Raw genomic sequence first — 21,317 nt, 5'->3', positions numbered from 1 at the left:
TTCTTATATTTGAAATTTAGTATTAGATAATTCTTGTAATGAGTTTGTAATCTCTTCAGTTAGCACCATATGAATCTTTTCAGTGTCACTCAGTGATGCAAGCAATGCTGAAACTCTATTTGGAATATTAAGCAAATTATTACGGACAACTCTTGCTACGTTAAATGCTTCAGTTTTTACCTCTTCAATTGACACAAATTTGCCTATTTCAGCTTTCACTTTAGCTTCCAAAAGTTTACCACGTTCGGTTTCATTTTTTATTCGCGTTTTTAGCAATATCGTTGAAAGTGTTTCTCCGCGCTCTTTTCTTCTCAGTGGTTGACTTGGATCTCTTATTGCTGCTACCGCTTCATTTGCTTGTTCTCGGTCAATAAGTCCATCTTCCAGCTCAACTATTCCTTTTTTTACTAAAGAACAGACATATTGCCTCGAAAACCCTTTTTCCCTTGCCCATTCTGCTTGCGTAATTCTCACCTTTTTTTTCTCCTTATTTTAGCACTGCTCAGCTATAATTTCGTAAGTAGTTAACATTTGAAATATGTCTAACGCTAAAGAAGGCCCGAGGTCGGGGCCACCAAACCCTCCAGCCTGGCCAAAAGGACCCATTTTCTATGGGATTTTTAGACTGTTAAGATCTTTACTAACATTCATAACATAGAACATTAAAGCTAAAGAGTCCGCTTCATTATCATCCATTGGACAAAAACCCTTTTCCTGTACTGCCTCAATGACATCAGCTTTACTTGCATTGCCTTTGCCTGTTATAAAGCGTTTGATAGTTTTCACAGATACACCTTTGTATGGCACATGATGTTCTTCACACCAAGCAGAAAGGTGTGCTAAAAACCCTCCATAGATATGTGCAGCATCAGTTCCCAAGTGTCTTCTCACTTCTTCAAAGTACACAACTTCAATACCTGGAAATTTATACTTAAGTGCATTAAGCCAATTACGAAAATTTAAAAACTGCATTCCACCACCACTAAACCTGCTAACATGAAAACTCTTACTTCCACTTTGTACTATTCCATCATGTAAAATAGTCCAGCCAGTTTGTTTACCAAGATCTAGGGTGAGCATTTACTTTCAGTTGTTGTGTACATATATATACAAGATTCGAAAAAATTATGTCCAAAAAATCTTTGAAATTTAACAACTAACATGAAAACTCTTTTACAGCCAGTTTGTTTGCTAAGCCTTTCAATTGTTGGTTACATATATATACAAGATTGGAAAAATTTTCGTCCAAAAAATCTTCAATTTTTGAAAAATTTTTCTCGAATTTGAAAACCTTACTTATCCCAAACATGATTTTTCTACTTTTAGAGGTTTTCTTATTATTCTAATCTTATATTTTATATGTTTTTATATATGTGTATATTTTTATATATGTATTATATATATATATTATATATAAGGGCTTTAGGAAGCTAGAATCCTCCATATTGGCGGACTTCAGATATGCCGTTCCTAGGAACGGTTTTAGGAACGCATGGTGAAAACCCTCCATACAGGCTAATTCTAGATTCCTGATTCCTAATTCCTGATTTAGGAAGCCAGTAATTAGGAACGGAACTTAAGATCATAGAGAGCACATTTTTCCTTCTTAAAAATTGGTGATATTGAATTTCAAAATATGAAATTCTTATATATTTTTAATATAACTTTAGGAAGCCTGAGCTACCCATTCTTTGAAATCCATTCAAAATAGGTTCTAAAAACCTGAACTGTATTATTTTAAATTGCACCGGTATTATTCTCAAAAAAAAATAACAGAATATCAATAGATTAAAAATCGCATCAGTATTATTTATTTTTGCTCCTGTCCTACATAAGGGCATTAATAACTCCCATCCTTAAAGCATTAATTTGTTTTAGGGAAAACCATGAAATTAAAAAATATAGCTATAATTGTTAAAAACGTAAAATACCAAGCCTATAGACTAAAACTTGCTAAGTGCTTTATTGATGAGAATAACGAAGACCTTGAGCAAGAACTCTTCTGTGAAATTTGGCCATGCCTTGATCAGTATGATGAAGATAAAAGTAGCTTTAACACCTTTGTAGCAAGATTAACTGAAAATAAAGCTATTAACCTGTTAAAGAAACAGCGATGTGCAAAACGCGATATCAATAACTATATTAGTATCGATGTAACAGAGCTACTTGAGGGTGAAATAACAAAACGCATTGATGTAGACTATATGATCTCGGTTTTACCAAAGGAATGGCAAAATATATGTGAGCAACTTAAATTTTTTAACTTACATGAAGTTGCCAAAATGAACAACGTTTCAAGAACCACTTTAAACAATATTATCAAGAAGATACGTGCCAAACTTTCTCCCATTTACTACGAAGGCAAAAAGAAAAATTGAACAAAATTTTTGCCTTTCTTGTATATATATACATCGTAGCATGGATAAATAATGGTTCTTAAAATTTTGAATAATAATGAAAGATTGCAAACAATATCAACTGTAAAAATGGTCATCTTTGGTCCTTATGGTATTGGTAAAACAAGTCTCCTAAAGACCGTAGATGAACCAACACTTTGCCTTGATTTTGAAGCAGGGCTTCTTGCTGTTCAAGATTGGCAAGGAGATTCAATTAGTCTTCGCACTTGGAATGAAGCTAGAGATATTGCTTGTCTTATAGGGGGGCCTAATCCTGCGCTGAAGTATGATCAAGCATATAGCCAAAGACACCATGAACATGTATCTGGTAAGTACAAAGATCTTTTCCCTGAGTTTTCTAAATACCGATGCATCTTTGTAGATAGTATAACCGTTGCTTCACGTTTATGTCTATTATGGGCAAAAATGCAACCTGAGGCTTTTTCTGAGAGATCGGGAAAACAGGACATGAGAGCTGCATATGGATTACTTGCTCAGGAAATGATGGCTTGGCTCAATCAATTTCAACACATCAGAGACAAAGACATCATCATAGTTGGCACTTTAGGTCAATATCTCGATGATTTCAATCGTCCAATTTGGCTACCTCAATGCGAAGGGACTAAAACTGCTAGTGAGATTCCTGGAATAGTTGATGAAGTAATCAGTATGGTTGGAATCAAGAGAGATGATGGAACGGAGAAACGCTCTTTTGTTTGCCACACTTTAAACCCTTGGGGATACCCAGCTAAAGACCGCAGTGGACGCCTGAGTATGGTTGAAGAACCGCATTTAGGCAAGCTGCTTACAAAGATTAAAAGCAAGTTTTAAAATTTAAATATGGAGAGTGATATATGTTACAAAACCTATTAACTGATTTTAACACTGTAAAACCGCAAAGTAGATTGATGCCAAAAGGTACAATAGTAAAGGTAAAAATGACAATCAAGCCTGGAGGTTATGAGCATTGGTTTACTAAAAGCCCCACTACCGGTAGCATTTATTTAAATACAGAATTTACCGTTATTGAAGGCCCATACGCAAAGCACAAAATTTATCAAATAATTGGTATTAAAAGTAGTAAAGCAGAAGATACTTGGGGAGAAATGGGTCGTTCTATGCTTCGCAGTATCTTGGAATCGGCACGTGACATTCATCCACATGATAACTCAGAAAATGCAATCCTTGCTCGTAAGTTAAATTCAGTTGCAGAATTAAATGGCTTAGAGTTTACAGTAAAGGTAGGTGTTATAACTGATGAATATGGAGAGAAGAACAAAATTGCCTCGGTAGTTACTCCAGAATACCGCAAAAATTATGAAATTGACAGAGTACCATTTTGAAGTACGACGAGGAAAAGCTTTGGTCTGCTGTCGTTACTAGAGGTATTCAGGACGCAGTAGGAAAAAACCCAAAGCTAAGAGAAGAAGCAATTAATTGGCTGAATTCAAAATCTTTTGAAACTGTTTGTGAGCTAGCTAATCTCAACTTTACACGTATGAAAAATATGTATGGGAATTTTATGTCTAAAAAGCAAAAAGAGTTAAAGATGTTATTGATTGATAATATCAAGGAGTGTGTTTCTTACCTACTTCCAAATGGTGAGTTTTACCGAGAAAAAACTTATATTGGAGACTTAAATGGAAATACAATTACAGTTAAAATAGTAGGTAAGGAAGCTGGTGATTGGCGTAATTTTACTGAAGGAACTGGTGGTGATATTATTGATCTTTGGATTTTAATTAAGGGTGATATATATTCTGCTAGAAAGTGGCTCAATAAAAAATCAAAGAGTGGAGAAAAAAAAGGGCGGAAAAGAGAAGAAAAAATATTTTCTGTAAAGCAGTACTTAAGTGATCAATCACCAATACCAGAAGATATAATAACTCCACGAATTCTCACTCCAGGTGGTCTTTTAGTCATTGGTGGTACGCCAAAGGTTGGCAAAAGTTATTTTCTTCTCTCTTTGCTTGCACATCTTGCAGCAGGAGTGTCGTTTCTTAAGATGAAGTCAGCAAGGCCACTAAAAATAATCTATCTGCAAAATGAGATGGAGTACAATTATATCAGGGAACGCATACAACAAATCATAACTAATCAAAGGCTGCCAAATCTAGCAGAGGAAAACTTGATTGTTACTACAAAGATGAGATTAACTTTAAATGATGAAGGTATAGAGAGAATAAAAGATATAATAGGAGAAAAATTTAAAACGATAGATCTTATCGTTTTGGATTCTCTTGACTATGAAAATATGTTTTCTGGCCTGCAAAGCAGAGTAGAAAAACTACGTTCTGTAATTAATCCTATGGCTGGAATCATTATTACACGTCATACCAGAAAAGTATCCACAGCTACACTCGCAAAAAGTCCTTTTCAAGCTTTAATTGGTGCTAATGCTTTAAGAAGTTTTTATACATCTGGTATGGTAATGTTTCAACCAAATAAACGTGCAAATGTCTTGCAAGTAGTATATGAGCTAAGAAACGGTAAATCAATACCAGCAAAATTCATTAGCAGAGTAAATGGGCGTTGGCAGAACTCTAAAGTTATAGCTACGGCTTAATTTATCCACAAAAACCGACACTATGCTAGAGCTAAAAACTCAGCTTTTGCAAAACATCAGATCTTGTCTTTTTCATCTTTTACCAAGAGGGACATTTCGTGGTGATAAGTTTTATGTAGGTGATGTACAGGGTAACAAGGGCAAAAGTACTGTAATAGAGTTAACAGGCGAAAGAGCCGGATTATGGAAAGATTTTGCAACTGGAGAAGGTGGTGACATTATTGATCTTTGGGCAACGGTACACGGGAAGAATGCGAGAATAGAGTTTCCTGAAGTAATGCTCTCAATAAGTGAATGGCTTGGAAAAACTAACTTCAAAGAACAGAGAAATTTAGAACAATACTTAACTTGTAGTTGGAACTACTACGATGAAAATAACCAATTGATTGTAATAGTCTACCGTTATGATCCTCCTTTAGAGAAAAAACAGTTTAAACCATTTGATGTTAAAAAACAAAGATTCAAAGAGCCAGAAATAAGGCCACTCTACAACATTCCAGGTATTTTAAAATCTGATAAGGTTGTTCTGGTTGAAGGAGAAAAATGCGCAGAAGCACTTATAGAGAAAGGAATAACTGCAACAACAGCAATGTTTGGAGCAAATGCGCCTATTGATAAAACAGATTGGACTCCGCTTAAGGGCAAGCATATTATTATTTGGCCAGACAACGATGAAGCAGGTAATAAATATACCAAAAACGCTGAAAAGAGACTTTTAGAACTTGGTGTTGCATCACTTGCTACGCTTAAGATTCCACCGAATAAACCAAAGAGTTGGGATGCTGCTGATTGTCTGTTAGAGGGAATAAATATTGAAGAATTTATCGAAAAAAACTCAAGAAAAATAATTATTAAACCACCACTTGATATTTTTAGCTGGAGCGTAGAGCGTTTTGTAGGCCCAGTACCAAAGCAAAGATTCTTGGTTGAAGGATTATTTCCTTTGGGTGTAACCTCCATTTTGGCTGCAATGGGAGATACAGGCAAAGGTATGCTTCTTCTTGACCTAGCCCTCAAGGTTGCAAGTAGCATAGACCAGGTGTGTGGATTTGGCCCACCTGTTACTGAACATGGGTCTGTGGTGGTATTTTCCGCAGAGGATGATACAAATGAAATACATCGTCGCTTAGAACGACTTGATCCAAAATGTGAGAGATTAAAATATAAAGATAGGCTATTTATTGTACCATTGCCAAATATAGGAGGATCATTTACCATACTTAAGAATGTTCGCGGTAAAGTTGTAGAAATATCTCCAGAATTTGAGTTGGTAATGAAGCAGCTGAGCAGAATAAAGGATTTAAAGCTCATTATATTTGATCCCCTTGCTTCTTTCATTCATGCAGATTTAAATGCTGACCCAGCAGTAGGGGATTATCTCATGTGTTTATTATCTGATTTAGCATGTAGCACTGGAGCTTCAATAATTACTGCACATCATATGAGAAAGCTGAAGGGAGAAAAGCCTATATCAACAGTAGAGCAAGCACGAGATGCTATTCGAGGTACTTCTGCTCTCGTAAATGGAGTCAGGTGTTCTTTTGCTTTTTGGCCTGTTGAAGATATGACTAAACCAATGATTTTTAGGTCAATTGGAAAAATCCCAAGACAAAATGCACTATTTTATGGAGCTGTTGTTAAGGCAAATGGCCTGGCTGATCGTACCATACGCACTTACCTAAGAAATGAAGAAACAGGGCTATTGGAAGACATTACTGAACAATTAAAAGCTCAAAATATTAGCGATAAAGATCTTAAAATATATCTTATTGATTCAATTGCGCGAGCTGCTATTTCAGGACATCCATTTACTCATACAGGAAGTGCAGGAATACATAAACAACGACATAGATTGCCTGAAGTTTTTCATAGTATGGGAAGGGATAGACTAGAGCGTATAGTGCAAGAGCTTTTACAAGCAAAGCAAATAGTTAAAGGAATGGCTAATGGTTCAAAAGAAGATAAATGGCTTGATGTAAAAACAGGACCATTTGCACGTGGAGTTGGAAAATTTACTCATGGAGCTGAAAATTTTTAAAATCAGGAAATTCTATTTTTTTATAGTCAAAGTAAAAGGGTTAATACGATAACCATATGATGATCTTTGCCAACCAAGGGTTTGTATTACATCATCACGTTCAATACTTAATCCTAATTTCTCAGCAAGTGTAGATTTGATTGTTCTTTGCATCTTATTTAATGGCTTTCTGATTTGTTGTTCTAAATCTGCTTCTAAACTAAGTCCCAAGAGTTTTTCTAACTGATTAATATTGAGAAGTGTATGTTTTTCAGGTGGTAATTCTTTCTCACAGTCATGTAAAAATTGCCTAAATAATATTCGAAAAATATTAAGACATGATGCAGCTTTTTTATTTATAACTTCAATACTATTAACATATACCATACCTTTAACTACCTGTAACTCCAAAAGCTTTGTTGGTATAATTGGTTCAACACGTTTAAGCGAAATATATGAAGCTGGTAAAACTTGCAAAGAAGTATTTTCTACTACCTTTGCTACTCCTCTTTTAGCTGCCTCTCGGAATATCTCAGTTACAGTCTTAAGCTGACAAAACAGTTTCACCATTGGCACTACATATAGATTCAGTAATAGATTTGGTATATCTTTTTTTAGAGTGATGAGAACTGTAGGGTGGACTCTAAGTTTATCTATAGTTAAAAATATCGCATCAGTACAAAAATCAAGGATTATTAGATTTACAATACGACCTTGATTACAAATATAATAAACTCCTTTTTCCACTTTTTCCCACATAAGTTTTGAATCATTCAACTTTGTTTCAAACCAGTCTATGACCTTTTCTGTATTTAAGTATATGGATAAGAGATGAAATCTCTGTTTTTGATAAGTATTAGGCAGAATATGACGAGAACAGTTTTCACAAATAGCGTCATCACATGCTTCATCAAAGTCTGAATCGATAAAAATCTCATTGCTACAACTTGAATCAATTACATTTGGCCAATCAAGATGATCTTCTTCACGAGAGCAAACAATATAATACCTTTCTTGCATTTTTATCAATCCAAGATCGAATAAGTATCTTGCTGCTTTAATATGATTTTGGCTTGGATTAATCCAGGAACCATTTGAACTTAAAAGATCAGCAATTTGCTCGTGAAAGAATTTTAAGACCATAAGATTGTTCCATATGTTTCTTCAGGTTCTCTCTTTCTTTTTTATTGAGTGGATGCTCTGAATAATAAACTTCCCCACTTATTTTGAAAGAAAATGTTACCTTTTTGTTTTGGAACATTACTTTAGCTGATTGAATAGATTGTAGTATGTTGCCAATAGCTGGCTTTAAAATATGTAACTCTGGTGCAATAGGATCATACGGTTTTACACTTAAAGTAAGATATGTATTACTATTTTTAAAATAATCTGACTTAAAATTTAACTCAAATATACAAATGTCAGAGTCAGAACCATCTATACATGCTTGAAGAAATTTGTGCACTTGTAGTGGAAAGTTCTTATCTTGTATATTTACAAAAGTACATTCGCAGTCAAAATACCCACTTACAATGCTATTTGCTATTTCCACAGCTTTATTGGTATTTTTAGCACAGAGATTAACCTTTGTACCATCAATCGAAAAATCTAAAATCATCCACTCAGGTTTATGGCCATGAACAACTTTGTTTGAATTAAGCAGTAAATCCATGTCACTTCCTCGACGTACAAACATATATATCCGATCTTGATGATGGAAAAAACCCTGCAATTGGTTTTCAAACTTCAGTATCTGCTCTACAGCTTCTTGTGACATAAATTCCTTGAATGAAGTGTTTATTTGTCTTGGTGATTTCTGTAGAGCAAATGATACGAAACCTCTCTTTTGTACTTTATCAAAGTGATAGACAGATTTTAGAAGTTCACAATTTATGTGAAACAGTAAAAATAACAAGGATCTTTTATCATACTTAGTATTATTTTTTATCAGGTACGATCTCATTAACTCTTGAGTGAGGGCAAATCTTGCTACTTCACTGACTGTAGCTTCAAGTTTCGTACGATCAAAGTAGCTAATGAGATAATAGTTAAAAAGAGAGTCAGAGTAACTGGCAAGTATCTTACGTTTTTGTTGAGTGGATCTATCATCGTAGTCTCCGTCTTGAAAAAGTTGTCCATTTAAATGATTTTTAAAGCAATGCTGAAAAATAATGCTCAGTTGTTTACCAGAAAGGGAATCTAACCAAGACTGACGTATATTAGAATCCTGAAAACGATCTAATAAAAGGTTAACAGGAACTTCTAAGTCGCTCTCCCAGAATTTATGACTTGGATAAATCTCCATAACATATTAAATAAGCCATGTTATACATAATATGATGATTTAGGCAAAGATTTTTTGGACATAATTTCTTCAAATCTTGTATATTTATTAGGGAGAATTTGTGTGAACTAGATAGCTTTCTTAAACGAGACATAAGGTGTGCATTGGTTTAGTTTAATAGAAGTCTCCTAACCTATAAAAAAATTCACAGGAAGAAGAACATGCAAAAAGGAGAGTTGGCTATTTATTGGGGTTATAAGCCTAATCGATTGGCAGATACATATCTAGCAGATGCTTATGAACAATTATTGAAATGTAAAACAAAGGAGGTAGAAGAAAATGACAACCGTAAGCTTGTATGCAAGAGTTTCATCAAGACAACAGGCACAGGAGAATACGATAGAGAGTCAGATTGTAGAATTGGAGCGTCGCATTGGTAGTGATGGACATGAGTTATTAGATGAGCATAAGTTTGTCGATAATGGTTATAGTGGATCAAATTTAGAACGTCCTGGCTTAGAAAATTTACGTGATAGAGTAGCAGAAGGTAAGATTGATAAGATATATATTCATTCACCTGATCGGCTATCACGTAAATTTTCATATCAAATGATCTTACTCGAAGAGTTTAAAAAGGCTGGATCTGAAATAGTATTTTTGAATCATAAGTTTGATGATAATCCGGATTCCCATTTATTTCTACAGATTCAGGGAGCAATAGCAGAGTATGAACGTGCAAAGATTATGGAACGAAACCGTAGAGGTAAACTTCATGCGGCCAAAGCTGGGTGTATAAGTGTGATGGGTAGGGCGCCTTACGGTTATCGCTACATAGCAAAACATGTAGGTGAAGGAAGTGCTCAATTTGAGGTTGATGAAGAAGAGGCAAATATAGTGCGTAAAATATTTAGTCGGGTTGGCCAAGAAAGAGCAAGTATAGGAGAAGTTGTACATGAACTGAATAAGATACCGGTAATAACACGAACAGGAAAAAGGTATTGGAAAAGGAGCACTATTTGGAACATGTTAAAAAATCCTGCTTATATAGGACAAGCAGCTTATGGTAAAACTAGGACATGCTCAAAACCACAAGTAAAAAAATCAAAAAAAGGAACTTGTGGTAAACTTAAAAGTGGTCGCTTTAATAGTGATAAAGAGAATTGGACTTATATTCCAGTACCAAAAATAATCAATGAGCATTTATTTGATTCAGTGCAGGCACAACTAACTGAAAATAGGCAAAGAGCAAGAGTACGACAAAGAAGAGAAACATATTTATTGCAAGGTTTAATGGTATGTCAACGTTGTCAATATACTTATTGTGGTACAAACCACGTTCATAAAAAGTCGACATATTATTACTATCGTTGCTCTGGTACAAACTCTAGCAAATTCAATGGCAATAAAATCTGCGATAATAAATCAATACGCACTGATATATTAGATGGAGTTATATGGGAAGAAGTCAAGAGTATCTTGAAAGAGCCAGATAGGATTGCAAATGAATATCAACGTAGATTATCAGAGAACAAAAAACCTTTACATAATCAAACACGTGAAAAGCAAGAAAGTAAGTTAAGATTAAGTATCAAAAAATTTATTGATAGCTATGCTAAAGGGTTTATAAGCCAAGAAGAATTTGAACCAAGAATCACAACAATGAAACAGCATTTGAAAGAAATTGAAGAAGAGAAAGAAAGAACGCTTGATCAAAAAAAACTACAACAAGAATTGAGCCTTGTTACAGATAGCTTGAAAAACTTTTCCTCAAGTGTTGAATCAAAGCTTGATCAAGTGGATTGGCAGACTAAGCAAAATATTATTAGAATGTTAATTCATCAAATTGAAATCAATCACAATCACTTGTATATAGTATTTCGCATAAAAAATCTTGCAAATTTTGATCAAAATAGCCATAATAGAATTATGCAATGTTGTACTAGCAGTCAATATTGTTGGACTGCCGGATAAAACTGTTGCAGAATCTAAAGAGCGCATCAGAGCAGCGTTAAATTCAATCAATCTTCTGTTACCTCCAAAAAGGATTACGGTTAATCTTTCCCCTGCGGATTTGCTTAAAGAAGGTAGTCATTATGACTTAGCTATTGCTGTTGGATTACTTGTTGTAATGAATGTGATACCAGTTGAAAAAGTTCAGTCTTATATAATTATGGGCGAGCTTGCACTAGACAGCAGAGTCATACCAATCTCAGGAGTACTTCCAACAGCAATCAATGCAAAACAGGCAAATAAAGGAGTAATTTGCCCAAGGGGAAATGGAGTAGAAGCTTCATGGGTAAAGAATGTTTCTATTCTGGCTATAGAGAAATTAACCGATATTATCAGACATTTTAAGGGTGAGCAGTTAATTCAGCCGGTAACTTTTAACTATAGCGCTGCACCCAAAGAAAAAAATTCAGTTCCAGATATAAAGGATATTAAAGGTCAAGTTGTTGCAAAAAGAGCAGCTGAAATTGCAGCAGCAGGTGGACACAATATGCTCCTTGTTGGACCTCCTGGTACTGGAAAATCAATGCTTGCTAAGCGATTTATAGGGCTATTACCTGATTTGACTGAGCAGGAGATGATTGATGTTAATATTATCTCTAGCATAACAAAAGCCGGTAACGAAACATTTAAAGTAACTCGTCCCTTTCGTGAACCTCATCACTCATGCTCGATGTCAGCGATGATAGGAGGAGGGAAAAATGCAAAGCCTGGGGAAATCACCATGGCTCACAATGGTGTGTTATTTCTTGATGAGCTACCTGAATTTCCAAGGCTTGTGCTTGATTCTCTACGTCAACCACTTGAAGATAGAAAAGTTACTATTGCACGTGCAAATGCTCACATTACTTATCCAGCTAATTTTCAACTTATAGCTGCAATGAATCCCTGCAGGTGCGGTTACTTAGGTGATGCAAGTAGATCGTGCAACAAAGCTCCAAAATGCGGCACAGATTACAAAAACAAAATATCAGGACCATTGCTTGATAGAATAGACATATGCATTGAAATGCCAAACGTTAGCATACTTTCTCCTGAAATCTCTGTGGAGGGAGAAAGTACCGAGGTTATAAGAGGAAGGGTGATAGCAGCGAGAAAAATTCAAACTGAGCGTTATAGTAAATTTAATATTCGTTGCAATGCAGAAGTCAGTGGTGAAGCATTAAATAAATTCACTGAACCAGATCAGGAAGGGTTAGAATTGCTAAAATACGTACTGAAAGAAAATTACATTTCCAATCGAGGCTATACACGTGTATTAAGAGTCGCAAGAACCATTGCAGATCTTGCGAAAAGTGAGGAAATAAAAAGAGCACACATCTCAGAAGCGCTGAATTACAGAATAAGAATGTATAAATAAATTAATTTACTTGACGGGCAGCTTTTTTTTGCCATATACTACCATTAGTGAAATTTTAATATTTTAGGAGTAGAGTTATGAAATGGACACAATATAAATATCAGAATGGGAATGGCCTTCCTTATGCTATTACACAAGGATACAAAGAAGCTGAAGCATACTGGGGAATTCTAGGTGCTGCTAGTGGAGCTGGTCAATATGCTATGAATAATAAAGGGAGAACAGGTGCAATTGCTCTTGTTACACTTTCAGTGGTGGCGCTTACGGCTGCTTATTTCTTAAGTCCAGCTTATGCAACTTTTGTTGGTACAGTTGGAACAAAAGCTGCAACACTCGTTAGTCCTGCGATTACTGCAATGTCTGCATTTGCAGTTGCTCATCCACTTGTTGCTAGTTTAGTAGTTCTTGCTGCAGTAGCAGCTTTAATAACTGCACCTGTGCTTGCATATAAAAACAATAATAAGGCAAGTCAAATTGAGGAAGTAAAGCAAGGTGTACTTAATGCTTGTGTAAAAGAAGGTGATAATAAGCCTAAAGCTAATGGTGATAAGCTAGAATTTAGTGGTGATGAAACTGTCCGTACAAAATTCTTTGAGACTGTTGTCTCAGCAGTTGGGGGAGCAAAAAGCATTCTCTAAGTAACTTTGACAAAGCAAAGGGATAGGCTTCTATCCCTTTTTCACAATTTTTTTTTGCATTCTAAGTAGTACTGTTTGAAAGCCTGCAATTATTATACCTACTGATTAACAATGTTAAGAATAAGTAAATCTTGTTTACTGTTTGCGTATGTCAAAATGAAAAATGTTTGCATATTGTTAAAAAAGCAGTAACTTGTTATCAAGTGAATTCACTAATATTTGAGTAAAATTTAAATGTCAATCGACCTTAGTTTACCAGAGCTACCTGTATTACACCCAAGGATTACCGTTGTGGGAGTGGGTGGTGCTGGCGGAAATGCTGTAAACAACATGATCCAATCCAATTTGCAAGGGGTAAATTTTGTCGTAGCAAATACCGATGCTCAAGCGTTAGAGAAGTCATTGTGTGATAAAAAAATTCAACTTGGTATCAACTTAACTAAGGGTCTTGGTGCTGGTGCTTTACCTGATGTTGGTAAAGGTGCAGCAGAAGAATCAATTGATGAGATTATGGAGCATATAAAAGATAGCCATATGCTCTTTATCACAGCAGGTATGGGTGGTGGTACTGGAACAGGTGCTGCACCGGTAATTGCAAAAGCAGCAAGAGAAGCAAGAGCGGTAGTTAAAGATAAAGGAGCAAAAGAAAAAAAGATACTGACTGTTGGAGTTGTAACTAAGCCGTTCGGTTTTGAAGGTGTGCGACGTATGCGCATTGCAGAGCTTGGACTTGAAGAGTTGCAAAAATACGTAGATACACTTATTGTCATTCCCAATCAAAATTTATTTAGAATTGCTAACGAGAAAACTACATTTGCTGACGCATTTCAACTCGCCGATAATGTTCTACATATTGGCATAAGAGGAGTAACTGATTTGATGATCATGCCAGGACTGATTAATCTTGATTTTGCTGATATAGAAACAGTAATGAGTGAGATGGGTAAAGCAATGATTGGTACTGGAGAGGCAGAAGGAGAAGATAGGGCAATTAGTGCTGCAGAGGCTGCGATATCTAATCCATTACTTGATAATGTATCAATGAAAGGTGCACAAGGAATATTGATTAATATTACTGGTGGTGGAGATATGACTCTATTTGAGGTTGATTCTGCAGCAAATAGAGTACGTGAAGAAGTGGATGAAAATGCAAATATAATATTTGGTGCCACTTTTGATCAGGCGATGGAGGGAAGAGTTAGAGTTTCTGTTCTTGCAACTGGCATTGATAGCTGTAACGACAATTCATCTGTTAATCAAAACAAGATCCCAGCAGAGGAAAAAAATTTTAAATGGCCTTATAATCAAATTCCAATATTAGAAACAAAAGAATATGCTTCAACTGAGCAAACAAACGAAAGAGTTAAGTGGGGTAGCAATGTTTATGATATACCAGCTTATTTAAGAAGAAAAAAATAATGCAATTTTGGCTACTCAAGTCAGAGCCAAGCGAATACTCGTGGCAAAAAATGGGAAAGGAGCAGGTGACGCAGTGGAATGGTGTATGCAATTATCAAGCTCAAAATTACATGAGAGCTATGAAATTAGGCGATCTTGCATTTTTTTATCATACAGGTAAAGAGAGAGTTATACTTGGAATAGTTGAAGTATTAAAGGAGTATTATCATGTTTATAATTCCAAATTTGGACTAGTGAATGTAAAATTTTTGAAACCTTTAAGTAACCAAGTGACGTTAAACAGTATAAAACAAAACCCACTTTTGAAAAATATGGTTATATTAAAACAATCACGTTTATCAGTTTCTCCAGTTTTAGAGACTGAGTGGAATGAAATAATAAGGATGAGTGATGTGTAATACCTGTTGCCAAACAATATTACCTCAGCACACAACATACAGCTGTATGAGTGTTTGTTTCGAAGTAGCCGATTTTTCATCAAACACAAAGCAGTGCTTGACACTGGAATCCAGCTGTAATGCAACCACATTAAAAATGTTGTGTTTTAATATAGCTTTTATATTCACTCACCTAATGTCTAATCAGAATTCCTGGATCCCAGACTGGGATGACATACTTCTAGTGTACAATATTCGTATAGTTATGTGTATGATACGATGGTCTATAATTCTTCTTTTTTGGGTTCCAATGTCAAGTGATGGGATAATGTCCTTTCTGGTGCTTTATTCATGTTAGAAGTAAATATTCTTGATAAGAGGTGGCATAGTATTACGAAGGACCCACAGAGTTTTGTATTAAATATTATTAATGCTTCTCTAAAAGAATTAAAAATAGATCATTATAAACCAAATATATCAATAGCTCTCGCTGATGATAACTTGCTACATCAACTTAATCTTAAGTTTAGAGAAATAGATAAGCCAACTAATGTACTATCATTTCCATGCGAACAGTTATCTAGTGAATGTGATCTAGGAGACATAGCAATTGCAGTAGATACAATAGAAAGAGAGTCTCATGAGTACTGTATATCTATCCTCACTCACACTGCACACATGTTAGTTCATGGATTGCTGCATTTACTTGGCTATGATCATCAAAAAGAAGATGAAGAAATTATAATGAAAAGTTTAGAGAGCAAGATTTTAGCTTTGCTTGAATTTGAAAAGGAAAAGTATGGTAGATAATACCAAAATATGTTATTTACAAAAAAGGGGTTTTAGCTGTAAAAGGTAAGCAATATGGTTCAGTTTTCTTTACCAAAAAATTCTAAAGTTAATAAAAAGGGCAAGATTTATCCTACTCCTACTGGAGCAAAAAATATTAGAAGATTTCAAATTTATCGTTGGTCTGCTGATGATGATAAAAATCCAAGAATAGACACATTTTTTATCGATATGGATAATTGTGGCCCTATGGTACTTGATGTATTAATAAAAATAAAGGATGAAATAGATTCAACCTTAACTTTTAGACGCTCTTGTAGAGAAGGAATATGCGGATCTTGTGCAATGAATATTGATGGTACCAACACTCTTGCATGCACTAAATCTATACATGATATAAAAGGTGAAGTAAAAATATATCCACTACCTCATATGTATATAGTAAAGGATCTAGTTCCAGATCTAAGCCAATTTTATGAGCAATACAAATCGATTAAACCTTGGTTACAAACAGATAAATCTGCCTTACAAAATAAAGAATACTTTCAATCTCCTGAAGATAGAAAAAAATTGGATGGTCTGTCTGATTGTATACTATGTGCTTGCTGTTCGACTGGTTGCCCAAGCTATTGGTGGAATGGTGATAAATTTTTAGGGCCAGCGATATTACTGCAAGCTTATAGATGGATTGCTGACAGTCGTGATAATAAGAAAGAAGAAAGACTTGCTTCTTTAAACGACCCATTTAAGTTGTATCGTTGTCATACAATAATGAATTGTACAAAAACCTGCCCGAAAGGGCTTAACCCAGCAAAAGCGATAGCGAAAGTAAAACAGCTTATGGTAGAGAGAGAAGGAATTTGAGTGTTATTTCTGGCACTCTTCGTAAGAAAATAGTAGACCCTCTGAAGCATAGGGTATTGTTAATACTCTAAACGTTCTTCCATTCATGAAATGTATTGTTTCACCATATGATTCCAGTAATCTTTTGAACAACTCATGTCTTTGATTATTAATAGTTTGAAAATCCTTTTTTCCTAAAAGCTTTTTAGATTCAAATAGGTGAAGCATAATCTCGTGATAAGTTGGATAAGACTCCAAAAATTTTGGATCAAACTGAAAAGTTTTTATAAAAGCATTATTATAAAATTTTAGCTTTTGATTCTTACTATATATCGCTACAGCAATCGATAGCTTCTCAAGCAAACTTTCTTGTGCAGCTAAACAATTGCTTAGCTCAGTATGTAATTTTTTTTCATCACTAATATCTTTTCCATACATTACTATGCTATTAGAATTTTGCACTGGAACTTCAACAAAATTAAAAACCTTAGGTTCGTTCTTGTAAGTTATTACACACTCTCCTGGTTTTACGTTATAGGAGCCACTCGCAACAGTAAATTTTTTAGAGCTGCCTATATATTTATCATAAAATAAGTTATAAAACCTTACTTTTTTATTCTTATTGTGCTTCAGTATTGGAAATGGTAAAGAGTCAAAAATTTTTTTATAGCTCTCCAATTCTCGCATAAGCTTACTATTTTCTAACTCAAGTTCATTAGCTTTTATCTTATAATCGGAGATATTCCTTATCCATAACAACACACCAATCACATTATTAGAATAATCTATTATGCTTTTACCATAACATGTGCAATAAACCTCACTGTCTTTTGACTTTAAATCTAGAGTAAAAGATTTATTTATTTCCTTTGCCTCAGCAAAACTTTTAATTAAGCTTTCTGATTGCTCAAAAAAATTTACAAACTCATTAAATGAATAAAAAACAGTATTAAGCAAAATTAGTAAATTGGGAGAAAATTTTTCTATACGTTTTTTTGCGTCCCAAATATAAAATCCATCATTCACAGTATCTATTAAATTATTTATGATAACATTTTGATGTTGTAAGTCCTTAATTTTATTACTAATTTTTAATTTAGAATATGAGAAAAAGAAGAATACTAGAATTAGTAGTAAAACTATTTCATACAAAAAAAACATAGTATTCTAAAACAAATATAAAAATTTGTAACCTCTCAGCAAAGAGATTGTACTGAAGAGGTATATAAGTGAAGATTGCCCAATACCCTAAAGCCTAATCTCTTATAAAGGTTTACAGAAGGTTTCATGCAATGTGCTACTATGTATTTGCACTCAAATTGCCTAGCTATCTTTATTCTTTCTAGAACCATTTGAGTTCCTATTCCACGACCCCTGTAAATTGGTAAAACTCCATCGCTATAAAAACCAGCTATGCTGTCTTGAATATAAAGACCGCATGTTCCAACAATTTCGTTATTTAGCATTACAAGAAAAAATCTTAACCTTGAGCTCTTATCATCATAATTCGATAATTGGCGAAAAAATGTGCTAACAATACTAATTCTATGATAAAAAATTTTAGAAGTGTGTAAATCTAATTGCTCTAAGAGCTCACTACTATTTACAACATTGAACTTCAAATTTGGAACAGCATCATCAGGCAAAAAATAATCTTTTATATTGAGTAAAACTTTTTTTGGTGTGCTAACGTGTTTTATTTCGCATTTTTCTAAAATACCCCCTATTTTTATACGTGGACTTATTATCCATGTTGCTTCTATATTTCGTGCTTTGAGATAATCTAGAGTTCTGCATATGGAAAGCTCAGTACATTGATCTTCACAAAACACAAAATTAAATAACGATTCTCTGGTACCATTTACTGTAAATATAACATTATCAAATTCGTCATGTATTTCCCACTTGGACAAATTCGTTGCATAAAGTATATAATCCTTTAGGTTCTGAATAATTAAGCTTGAATAACAAATTTTTTTATTCTGCATAAACCAACAATAAACAATAAAAGGCTCCTATAAAAACAAAGGCTAAAATTGCAGCTACAACATCATCTAGCATAATACCTAAAGGACCTTTTGTATTTTTATCAATCAAATTTATAGGCCACACTTTTATTATATCAAAAAACCTAAAGGAGAAAAAGCACACCAACAATACAGAGCTATTCATTTCTTGTTCTAATAATATTGAAACTAGAAGTACTGTCAGCAATTGACCAACTACTTCATCAATTACTACCTCTTTTGGATCATGCGGAGCTTTGTAATGTTGTATATAATTGCCTGTAGACCATAATCCAACTAAGAATAAAAAAAAAATAATTGCTGTACCTAAAATTCTGTCATTGAGTAATATAGGAACAATTGGGTAAGCAGCCAAGCTGCCTATAGTACCTGGCATGTGTTTTACCGTGCCAGATAGCCACCATGTTGATATTAATTTATATAAAAACTTCACAATATACCGAAATATAAAACTAATTTACAAGAACAGAAATAGTATCTTCTATAGAAGTATTTTCATATAGCAATCTATAGATCGCTTCACATATGGGCATTTTTATCTTTAGCTTTTCTGCTAAATCAAATGCAGACTTAGCAGTGTTAAAACCTTCAATTACCGACTTACCTTCTGATAAAATCTGCTGAGCACTAGAACCATTACTATTAGCTACTTTAGATCCAAAAGATAGATTTCTTGAATTTAATGATGTGCATGTCATAACCAAATCGCCTAAGCATGCTGGTCCAAGTAGTGTATTTATATCTACATTGCCGTCACCAACTTTTGCTGAGTATAAAGCCTTAATTTCACTCATACTTTTCGTAATTAATGCTGCATGAGCATTAAACCCAAACCTACCTAGAACAACCCCACATGCTATAGCAAAAACATTCTTTAACGCTGCACAAACCTGTATTCCTATAACATCGCTACTAAGGTACAATTTAATATTTTCTTGCTGTAGCTCTGATACTAATTTTAAACCTAATACTTCATTTTGACATGCAAGAACCATCGAATATGGTAATTTTCTTGCAACTTCTATAGCAAAGCTAGGACCAGAAAAAACAGCAAGAGGATTATTAGGTAAAACTTCATTGACTACTTCACTAGGTAATTTTAATGTAGATTTTTCTATTCCCTTACAAGCCAAAATTATTGCTACATTTTTTTTTAGGTTACAATCATTCAATTGATGACATATCTCCCTTAGAGACTGAGTGGGAACAGCTAGAATTATTACTGAAGCATTCACTGCATCTTCAATAGCTAATTTTACTGATACATTATCAGAAATTGGACAATCAGGTAGCTTGTCACTTTCTCTTTTCTCTTTAATTGATTCAAATATGGCCTTATTGCGAGTCCACAAAATTACATTTTTCTTACCACTTAATGAAATCGCAATTGCTGTACCCCATGCGCCAGCACCTAAAACTGATATTACCACTCAATATTCCTGAAAGTATTACTTATAATTTAAAACTGTAGAATAAGTAAATTAAAAATATAACATAAAAGTATAAAATAGTTTAAATATCTATTAACCTAAGTATTCTTTTAATAAAAATAGCTTCTATTCAATATTTACTAAAAATAGTATTATTATAGTATATCTATTGTATTTTAGATCTATTTGTATAATTTTGGAACGACACATTAACTATTAATTAATAAGTGTAATTTCTATTATTCATTAATAAAAATTTGATTTGTTACTTTCCTTGGTTATATATATTACTAAAATTATAAATTATTTATGGGGTGTAAAATATGCGTATATTATTAATTGAAGATGATCAAGTAAGTGCAAGGACTGTAGTTAATGCCTTAACTTCTGATGGACATTTTTGCGACGTTGTTACTTCTGCACAAGATTATAACAATAATATGGTTTCCTCGGGTGGAGACTGTTACGATCTAGTTATTCTAGATATACACCTGCCTGGTGATATTGATGGATATGATATACTGTTAAGATTAAGAAGTGCAAAAATCAAAGTTCCTGTTTTAATACTTTCGTGTATCTCCGCTGCCAACCATAAAGCTAAAGGACTTGGGTATGGTGCCGACGATTACTTAACCAAGCCATTTCACAAGAGCGAATTATTAGCTCGAATTAAGGCCATAGTCCGACGTACTAAAGGCCATCCCGAATCAGTGATAAAGATTGGTAATATGAATATCAATTTTGATCACAGGATTGTTGAGGTAAAAGGCAAAACAGTTCACCTTACTAACAAAGAGTATTCCATGATAGAATTGCTGGCATTGCGTAAAGGAGCAGTGTTGACAAAAGAAATGTTTTTAAACCATCTTTACAATGGCTTGGACGAACCTTCAGACAACAAAATAGTTGATGTTTTTATGTGTAAATTACGTAAAAAACTTGAAAGTGCAAATGATGGAATAAGCCACATAGAAACCGTTTGGGGTAGAGGATATGTTCTAAAAGAGTATGTTGACGATGAAGAATACTCTAGTGTTAATATAAGCGAAAGCAGTAGTGACTATCAAGCAGAACAAGTGAAGGACAACGCATGAAATGCTTTATTCACCCATTCATTGAAGCAACAAAATAGGTAGATGAAATAAGATAAAAACCAATCGTAAA

At 34.1% G+C, this 21,317-nt stretch carries 21 protein-coding genes; 13 read left to right on the top strand and 8 right to left on the bottom strand.

Annotation, left to right across the window (positions count from 1 at the left end; all coding sequences use genetic code 11):
- Positions 1-3: 3 nt before the first annotated feature.
- Complete coding sequence (locus OOT12_RS01350) at positions 4-474, bottom strand: hypothetical protein (protein ID WP_007549853.1); 471 nt, start codon at positions 472-474, stop codon at positions 4-6.
- A gap of 135 nt (positions 475-609) precedes the next feature.
- Positions 610-1,080 carry a RuvC family protein gene (locus tag OOT12_RS01345; protein WP_264685315.1) on the bottom strand — a complete coding sequence of 157 codons (471 nt, stop codon included), beginning with the start codon at positions 1,078-1,080 and terminating at the stop codon, positions 610-612.
- Positions 1,081-1,886: 806 nt separating this feature from the next.
- Between OOT12_RS01345 and OOT12_RS01340 the strand changes: the two genes are divergently transcribed.
- The 5 genes from OOT12_RS01340 to OOT12_RS01320 are packed head-to-tail and all read left to right on the top strand — an operon-like array spanning position 1,887 to position 7,000.
- On the top strand, positions 1,887-2,378 hold the full coding sequence (locus OOT12_RS01340) for an RNA polymerase sigma factor (protein ID WP_077188249.1): 492 nt from the start codon (positions 1,887-1,889) through the stop codon (positions 2,376-2,378).
- A 51-nt stretch (positions 2,379-2,429) separates the two neighbouring features.
- Positions 2,430-3,227: an ATP-binding protein gene (locus OOT12_RS01335; protein WP_077188248.1), complete on the top strand. Its 798-nt coding sequence runs from the start codon at positions 2,430-2,432 to the stop codon at positions 3,225-3,227.
- Between the two features lie 23 nt (positions 3,228-3,250).
- Positions 3,251-3,739 carry a hypothetical protein gene (locus OOT12_RS01330; protein ID WP_264685314.1) on the top strand — a complete coding sequence of 163 codons (489 nt, stop codon included), beginning with the start codon at positions 3,251-3,253 and terminating at the stop codon, positions 3,737-3,739.
- Complete coding sequence (locus OOT12_RS01325) at positions 3,736-4,962, top strand: AAA family ATPase (protein WP_264685313.1); 1,227 nt, start codon at positions 3,736-3,738, stop codon at positions 4,960-4,962. The genes OOT12_RS01330 and OOT12_RS01325 overlap by 4 nt, the downstream gene beginning before the upstream one ends.
- Before the next feature lie 22 nt (positions 4,963-4,984).
- A complete protein-coding gene (locus OOT12_RS01320) occupies positions 4,985-7,000 on the top strand; it encodes an AAA family ATPase (protein ID WP_264685312.1) in 2,016 nt (671 codons plus the stop codon).
- 12 nt (positions 7,001-7,012) lie between these two features.
- Here the strand turns inward: OOT12_RS01320 and OOT12_RS01315 are convergent, their stop codons facing one another.
- Positions 7,013-8,122, bottom strand: coding sequence for a hypothetical protein (locus OOT12_RS01315; protein ID WP_264376326.1), 1,110 nt, complete (start codon positions 8,120-8,122; stop codon positions 7,013-7,015).
- Positions 8,088-9,284 carry a hypothetical protein gene (locus OOT12_RS01310; RefSeq protein ID WP_264685311.1) on the bottom strand — a complete coding sequence of 399 codons (1,197 nt, stop codon included), beginning with the start codon at positions 9,282-9,284 and terminating at the stop codon, positions 8,088-8,090. The genes OOT12_RS01315 and OOT12_RS01310 overlap by 35 nt, the downstream gene beginning before the upstream one ends.
- Positions 9,285-9,602: 318 nt before the next feature.
- Between OOT12_RS01310 and OOT12_RS01305 the strand changes: the two genes are divergently transcribed.
- The 7 genes from OOT12_RS01305 to OOT12_RS01275 all read left to right on the top strand — a co-directional run bounded on the left by OOT12_RS01305 (position 9,603) and on the right by OOT12_RS01275 (position 16,717).
- Positions 9,603-11,234, top strand: a complete 1,632-nt coding sequence (locus OOT12_RS01305) for a recombinase family protein (protein WP_264685310.1) — start codon at positions 9,603-9,605, stop codon at positions 11,232-11,234.
- On the top strand, positions 11,164-12,630 hold the full coding sequence (locus OOT12_RS01300) for a YifB family Mg chelatase-like AAA ATPase (protein ID WP_264685309.1): 1,467 nt from the start codon (positions 11,164-11,166) through the stop codon (positions 12,628-12,630). The genes OOT12_RS01305 and OOT12_RS01300 overlap by 71 nt, the downstream gene beginning before the upstream one ends.
- A gap of 77 nt (positions 12,631-12,707) precedes the next feature.
- Positions 12,708-13,268, top strand: coding sequence for a hypothetical protein (locus OOT12_RS01295; RefSeq protein WP_264375003.1), 561 nt, complete (start codon positions 12,708-12,710; stop codon positions 13,266-13,268).
- Positions 13,269-13,502: 234 nt separating this feature from the next.
- On the top strand, positions 13,503-14,687 hold the full coding sequence (ftsZ, locus tag OOT12_RS01290; RefSeq protein ID WP_012481860.1) for a cell division protein FtsZ: 1,185 nt from the start codon (positions 13,503-13,505) through the stop codon (positions 14,685-14,687).
- Positions 14,687-15,085 carry an EVE domain-containing protein gene (locus OOT12_RS01285; protein WP_064085650.1) on the top strand — a complete coding sequence of 133 codons (399 nt, stop codon included), beginning with the start codon at positions 14,687-14,689 and terminating at the stop codon, positions 15,083-15,085. The genes ftsZ and OOT12_RS01285 overlap by 1 nt, the downstream gene beginning before the upstream one ends.
- A 330-nt stretch (positions 15,086-15,415) precedes the next feature.
- Positions 15,416-15,874 (top strand): rRNA maturation RNase YbeY, encoded by a 459-nt coding sequence (gene ybeY / locus OOT12_RS01280; protein ID WP_015587883.1) that lies wholly within the window; start codon positions 15,416-15,418, stop codon positions 15,872-15,874.
- 54 nt (positions 15,875-15,928) lie between these two features.
- On the top strand, positions 15,929-16,717 hold the full coding sequence (locus tag OOT12_RS01275; RefSeq protein ID WP_007302009.1) for a succinate dehydrogenase iron-sulfur subunit: 789 nt from the start codon (positions 15,929-15,931) through the stop codon (positions 16,715-16,717).
- Positions 16,718-16,720: 3 nt separating this feature from the next.
- Here OOT12_RS01275 and OOT12_RS01270 read toward each other — a convergent pair whose 3' ends face one another.
- From OOT12_RS01270 to OOT12_RS01255, 4 genes are all read right to left on the bottom strand, one after another.
- Positions 16,721-17,857 (bottom strand): hypothetical protein, encoded by a 1,137-nt coding sequence (locus OOT12_RS01270; protein WP_007302010.1) that lies wholly within the window; start codon positions 17,855-17,857, stop codon positions 16,721-16,723.
- Positions 17,858-17,892: 35 nt separating this feature from the next.
- Positions 17,893-18,684 (bottom strand): GNAT family N-acetyltransferase, encoded by a 792-nt coding sequence (locus OOT12_RS01265; RefSeq protein WP_064085647.1) that lies wholly within the window; start codon positions 18,682-18,684, stop codon positions 17,893-17,895.
- The gene (locus tag OOT12_RS01260) at positions 18,674-19,099 is read right to left on the bottom strand and encodes a phosphatidylglycerophosphatase A family protein (RefSeq protein ID WP_010406878.1); all 426 of its coding nucleotides are present in this window, start codon (positions 19,097-19,099) and stop codon (positions 18,674-18,676) included. Before OOT12_RS01260 ends, OOT12_RS01265 begins: the two co-directional genes overlap by 11 nt.
- A 76-nt stretch (positions 19,100-19,175) precedes the next feature.
- Positions 19,176-20,153 carry an NAD(P)H-dependent glycerol-3-phosphate dehydrogenase gene (locus OOT12_RS01255; RefSeq protein ID WP_264375004.1) on the bottom strand — a complete coding sequence of 326 codons (978 nt, stop codon included), beginning with the start codon at positions 20,151-20,153 and terminating at the stop codon, positions 19,176-19,178.
- 323 nt (positions 20,154-20,476) lie between these two features.
- On the opposite strand from OOT12_RS01255, the gene OOT12_RS01250 reads away from it, so the two are divergent.
- Entirely contained in the window at positions 20,477-21,247 is a 771-nt protein-coding gene (locus OOT12_RS01250) for a response regulator transcription factor (protein WP_010406882.1), read from the top strand.
- The last annotated feature ends 70 nt before the right edge of the window (positions 21,248-21,317 follow it).

Origin of the sequence: Wolbachia endosymbiont (group B) of Parapoynx stratiotata (assembly GCF_947250635.1) — a bacterium.
In the GTDB taxonomy this organism is placed as follows: domain Bacteria; phylum Pseudomonadota; class Alphaproteobacteria; order Rickettsiales; family Anaplasmataceae; genus Wolbachia.
Note: the sequence above shows the minus strand (reverse complement) of the source record. Positions and strands in the feature narration are given on the sequence as shown.

What these genes read in the sequence shown, in the direction of transcription:
- OOT12_RS01265 (WP_064085647.1), bottom strand. Translation starts at nt 18,684, where the DNA reads ATGCAGAATAAAAAAATTTGTTATTCAAGCTTAATTATTCAGAACCTA.
- OOT12_RS01305 (WP_264685310.1), top strand. Translation starts at nt 9,603, where the DNA reads ATGACAACCGTAAGCTTGTATGCAAGAGTTTCATCAAGACAACAGGCA.
- OOT12_RS01260 (WP_010406878.1), bottom strand. Translation starts at nt 19,099, where the DNA reads ATGCCAGGTACTATAGGCAGCTTGGCTGCTTACCCAATTGTTCCTATA.
- OOT12_RS01295 (WP_264375003.1), top strand. Translation starts at nt 12,708, where the DNA reads ATGAAATGGACACAATATAAATATCAGAATGGGAATGGCCTTCCTTAT.
- OOT12_RS01310 (WP_264685311.1), bottom strand. Translation starts at nt 9,284, where the DNA reads ATGGAGATTTATCCAAGTCATAAATTCTGGGAGAGCGACTTAGAAGTT.
- OOT12_RS01250 (WP_010406882.1), top strand. Translation starts at nt 20,477, where the DNA reads ATGCGTATATTATTAATTGAAGATGATCAAGTAAGTGCAAGGACTGTA.
- OOT12_RS01315 (WP_264376326.1), bottom strand. Translation starts at nt 8,122, where the DNA reads ATGGTCTTAAAATTCTTTCACGAGCAAATTGCTGATCTTTTAAGTTCA.
- OOT12_RS01345 (WP_264685315.1), bottom strand. Translation starts at nt 1,080, where the DNA reads ATGCTCACCCTAGATCTTGGTAAACAAACTGGCTGGACTATTTTACAT.
- ftsZ (WP_012481860.1), top strand. Translation starts at nt 13,503, where the DNA reads ATGTCAATCGACCTTAGTTTACCAGAGCTACCTGTATTACACCCAAGG.
- OOT12_RS01320 (WP_264685312.1), top strand. Translation starts at nt 4,985, where the DNA reads ATGCTAGAGCTAAAAACTCAGCTTTTGCAAAACATCAGATCTTGTCTT.
- OOT12_RS01285 (WP_064085650.1), top strand. Translation starts at nt 14,687, where the DNA reads ATGCAATTTTGGCTACTCAAGTCAGAGCCAAGCGAATACTCGTGGCAA.
- OOT12_RS01330 (WP_264685314.1), top strand. Translation starts at nt 3,251, where the DNA reads ATGTTACAAAACCTATTAACTGATTTTAACACTGTAAAACCGCAAAGT.
- OOT12_RS01340 (WP_077188249.1), top strand. Translation starts at nt 1,887, where the DNA reads ATGAAATTAAAAAATATAGCTATAATTGTTAAAAACGTAAAATACCAA.
- OOT12_RS01335 (WP_077188248.1), top strand. Translation starts at nt 2,430, where the DNA reads ATGGTTCTTAAAATTTTGAATAATAATGAAAGATTGCAAACAATATCA.
- ybeY (WP_015587883.1), top strand. Translation starts at nt 15,416, where the DNA reads ATGTTAGAAGTAAATATTCTTGATAAGAGGTGGCATAGTATTACGAAG.
- OOT12_RS01270 (WP_007302010.1), bottom strand. Translation starts at nt 17,857, where the DNA reads ATGTTTTTTTTGTATGAAATAGTTTTACTACTAATTCTAGTATTCTTC.
- OOT12_RS01275 (WP_007302009.1), top strand. Translation starts at nt 15,929, where the DNA reads ATGGTTCAGTTTTCTTTACCAAAAAATTCTAAAGTTAATAAAAAGGGC.